Origin of the sequence: Malonomonas rubra (genome assembly GCF_003247215.1) — a bacterium.
GTDB lineage: Bacteria > Desulfobacterota > Desulfuromonadia > Desulfuromonadales > Geopsychrobacteraceae > Malonomonas > Malonomonas rubra_A.
The window spans coordinates 1-3,371 of record NZ_QKAP01000045.1 but is presented as its reverse complement, the minus strand read 5'-3'; the positions used below and the strand labels follow the sequence as shown (position 1 = coordinate 3,371).

General features: G+C 53.1%; 5 protein-coding genes. All 5 read left to right on the top strand.

The window, feature by feature from the left end; translation table 11 throughout:
* Window positions 1-220: 220 nt before the first annotated feature.
* The 5 genes from Q7J88_RS04225 to Q7J88_RS04205 are packed head-to-tail and all read left to right on the top strand — an operon-like array spanning window position 221 to window position 3,189.
* Window positions 221-544, top strand: a complete 324-nt coding sequence (locus tag Q7J88_RS04225; protein WP_303720908.1) for a helix-turn-helix transcriptional regulator — start codon at window positions 221-223, stop codon at window positions 542-544.
* A 26-nt stretch (window positions 545-570) separates the two neighbouring features.
* Window positions 571-1,878, top strand: a complete 1,308-nt coding sequence (locus Q7J88_RS04220; protein ID WP_303720907.1) for a permease — start codon at window positions 571-573, stop codon at window positions 1,876-1,878.
* Window positions 1,879-1,896: 18 nt separating this feature from the next.
* Window positions 1,897-2,130, top strand: a complete 234-nt coding sequence (locus Q7J88_RS04215) for a thioredoxin family protein (protein WP_303720906.1) — start codon at window positions 1,897-1,899, stop codon at window positions 2,128-2,130.
* Between the two features lie 4 nt (window positions 2,131-2,134).
* Entirely contained in the window at window positions 2,135-2,488 is a 354-nt protein-coding gene (locus Q7J88_RS04210) for a co-chaperone YbbN (RefSeq protein WP_303720905.1), read from the top strand.
* Window positions 2,485-3,189 (top strand): cytochrome c biogenesis CcdA family protein, encoded by a 705-nt coding sequence (locus Q7J88_RS04205; RefSeq protein ID WP_303720904.1) that lies wholly within the window; start codon window positions 2,485-2,487, stop codon window positions 3,187-3,189. Before Q7J88_RS04210 ends, Q7J88_RS04205 begins: the two co-directional genes overlap by 4 nt.
* Window positions 3,190-3,371: the final 182 nt, after the last annotated feature.

The following is a 3,371-nucleotide window of genomic DNA, read 5'->3' as shown; positions in this document are numbered from 1 at the left end:
CATCGATCAATAAGACCCGAAGAAGCTCTCCTCCCATCCCTCATCCCTTCACCGCAAGCCATAATATATGGGAAATTCTCGCCATTATAGGCTAAATTTCGCCACCAAGAAAGGGGAATTTTTAACTTTCTGAACATACTCCTCTTCGCCTAAATTTCAAAAAATTCTTGACATCCTTTGGCTATTTGGCAATATTGCCAAATAGCCAAAGGAGTTTCACATGGATTCGGCACGAAAAAATCACCTAGAGGCGCGAGCAAATATACTGAAGGCGCTGGCCCATCCCAGCCGCCTCTATATCGTCGAAGAACTGCAACAAGGCGAACGTTGCGTATGCGACTTTGCCGAACAGATCGGCGCTGACATATCAACCATCTCAAAGCACCTTTCGGTTCTCAAACAGGCCGGAATTGTCGCTGACGAAAAACGAGGCAACCAGGTTTTTTATCGGTTGCGCGTCCCCTGTATCCTGAACTTTTTCGGTTGTGTCGAATCGGTTCTTGAAGAGCAGGCCAAACAGCACTCCGCCCTGCTTAGTCGGTAGTTTTTTCAATTAAATAGGATTTTTTCATGGATATAAAAACGGAATGGAGACCGCTGTTCTGGATCATCGCGATCTTCTCGATCTGCTTCTACCTGCCGGTTGAACTGCCACGGGTACAGGGAGCGGTACTTGAAGCACTGCATCTGGCCAAATGGTATGCCCGCGAACATGTGCTGCTCTGTCTGGTTCCGGCCTTCTTTATCGCCGGCGCAGTCGCAGTCTTCGTCAGCCAGGCGGCAGTGATGAAATATCTGGGACCGAACGCCAGAAAAATCCTCGCTTACGGCGTCGCGGCGATTTCCGGAACCATCCTCGCGGTTTGCTCCTGCACAATTTTGCCTCTGTTCGCTGGGATCTACCGAATGGGCGCGGGACTTGGCCCTGCCTGCGCATTTCTCTACTCTGGCCCGGCAATCAACATTCTGGCGATGGTCCTCACGGCTCGCATCCTTGGACCGGAAATGGGCATCGCCAGGGCTGTCGGAGCTGTGATCTTCGCCGTCGTGATCGGTTTGCTGATGCACTTCTTTTTCCGGCACGAAGAAGCGGAAAAAGCTGCGGCAGCTCCCGTAATGATGGATGACAGTGACGGTCGTCCGCTGTGGCAGACAGCACTCTATTTCGCTGCCATGGTCGGCATTCTGGTTTTTGCCAACTGGGGAAAAACTGATCAGCCAAGTGGTCTCTGGCACGCTATTTACGTGAGTAAATGGTATATTGCCAGCGGCTGTTCCATCGCTCTGGCGCTGATGTTAGCAACCTGGTTCCAGCTCGGTTTTCTGCGTATCCTGCTAACAGCAATTCCGGCCGTGCTGATGGCGATCATCCAACCTCAACACCCGGAGTTGGCCTTTACCTTCGGCGTCATCGGCCTGTCTATGCTAAGCAACCTGAAATCGACCCGCGATGGGGAGATGGGCCAGTGGTTCGAAGAGAGTTGGGACTTCGCAAAAAAAATTCTGCCTCTGTTGCTGATCGGTGTGCTGATCGCTGGCGTGCTACTCGGCCGTCCTGGGGAAGAAGGGCTGATTCCGTCTAGCTGGATCAACTCACTGGTCGGCGGTAACTCGGTCGGTGCCAACCTATTCGCCTCGGTGTTTGGAGCATTTATGTATTTTGCCACCCTCACCGAGGTGCCGATCCTGCAGGGGTTGCTCGGCGCCGGAATGGGCAAAGGACCGGCCTTGGCCCTGCTGTTGGCCGGACCGGCGCTGTCTCTGCCGAACATGCTCGTCATCCGCAGTGTGATGGGCAGCAAAAAAACCGTGGTTTTCGTCCTGCTAGTGGTTACTATGGCGACCATCAGCGGTCTGCTCTATGGAGCAATCTTTTAACTTGAAGGGAGATACAAGATGAAAAAGATACAGATTCTTGGCACTGGCTGTGCTAAATGTGAAAAACTAGCTGCCAACGCCCGCCAGGCCGCCGACAACTTGGGGCTAGCCTACGAGCTGATCAAAATCAAAGATTTAAACGATATCATGGCATTCGGTGTAATGACCACTCCCGGATTGGCGGTTGACGGCAAAGTGTTGACCACCGGCAAGGTCCCCAGTCCGGATGAAATAGAAAGGCTGCTGGGCTAAAAAAATGAGAAAACTGCTTATTGCGACACTGCTGCTTGGTTTTTCTGCGATCACAAGTTGGGCAGGAGCATTGCCCAAGCTGGTTGATGTGGGCGCAGACAAATGCATCCCTTGCATCAAGATGGCCCCGATCCTCGATCAGTTGAAAGAGGATTTTACTGGGCGACTGGAAGTCAAATTTGTCGATGCCTGGAAGAATAGTCAGGAAGCGGAAAGTTACAGGGTGCGAATGATTCCGACCCAGATCTTCTACGCCCCAGATGGGACCGAGTTGTACCGTCACACCGGTTTTTTCAGCCGGGAGGAGATTCTTGCCAAGTGGCAGCAACTCGGCTATGACTTTGCCGACGAAAAATGACGATTGAACAGCTGCTCAGCAGTTTGAGTCAGGCAACCTCAGGCACCCCTCTGCTGGCCCTTGCCGCAGCAACCGGCTGGGGAGTTTTGAGCATCCTACTCTCCCCCTGTCACCTTGCGAGCATCCCACTGATTGTCGGCTTTATCGACGGGCAGGGGCTTATCAGCACCCGTCGGGCGTTCATTATCTCCAACCTGTTCGCTATCGGCATTCTTGTCTCCATTGCCCTGATCGGTCTACTGACCGCCCTGGCTGGGCGCATGCTCGGCGACCTCGGTCCATGGGGAAACTGGCTTGTGGCGGGAATCTTTCTACTTTTCGGCCTACACCTCTGGGAACTGCTGCCGCTTCCCTGGTCTGGCCCGTTGCCGGTGGAAATGGAGCGTAAGGGATTTCTCGCCGCGCTGATCCTCGGAATGCTTTTCGGACTTGCGCTGGGCCCCTGCAGCTTTGCCTTTATGGGGCCGGTCATAGCCGTTGCCTTCGCCGAAGCAAACAATAATATGCTCTATACATTCTCCCTGTTGTTTGCTTATGGTGTGGGGCATTGTACGGTGATCGTTTTGGCCGGAACGTTTACCGAGAAGGTGCAGCACTATCTCAACTGGAATGAATGCTCGCAGGGGACCCGCTGGATCAAGCGGATCAGCGGCCTGCTGGTGATGGCCGGCGGCGCCTGGCTGATCTATTCAACCGCCTGACATCTTTTTCAAAGGATCTCTCTCATGAAAGTTTTCACCTTCGCCCTGCTGACCATCCTACTGTCACACACCCCGGCACTCGCAAGCGACAAAATACTGGAAGACTACATTAAAAGCTATGGTTACAATGACCGACTTGAGATGAAAGCAAGCAGCAAGAAGCTGCTCGACCTGCTTGAAGA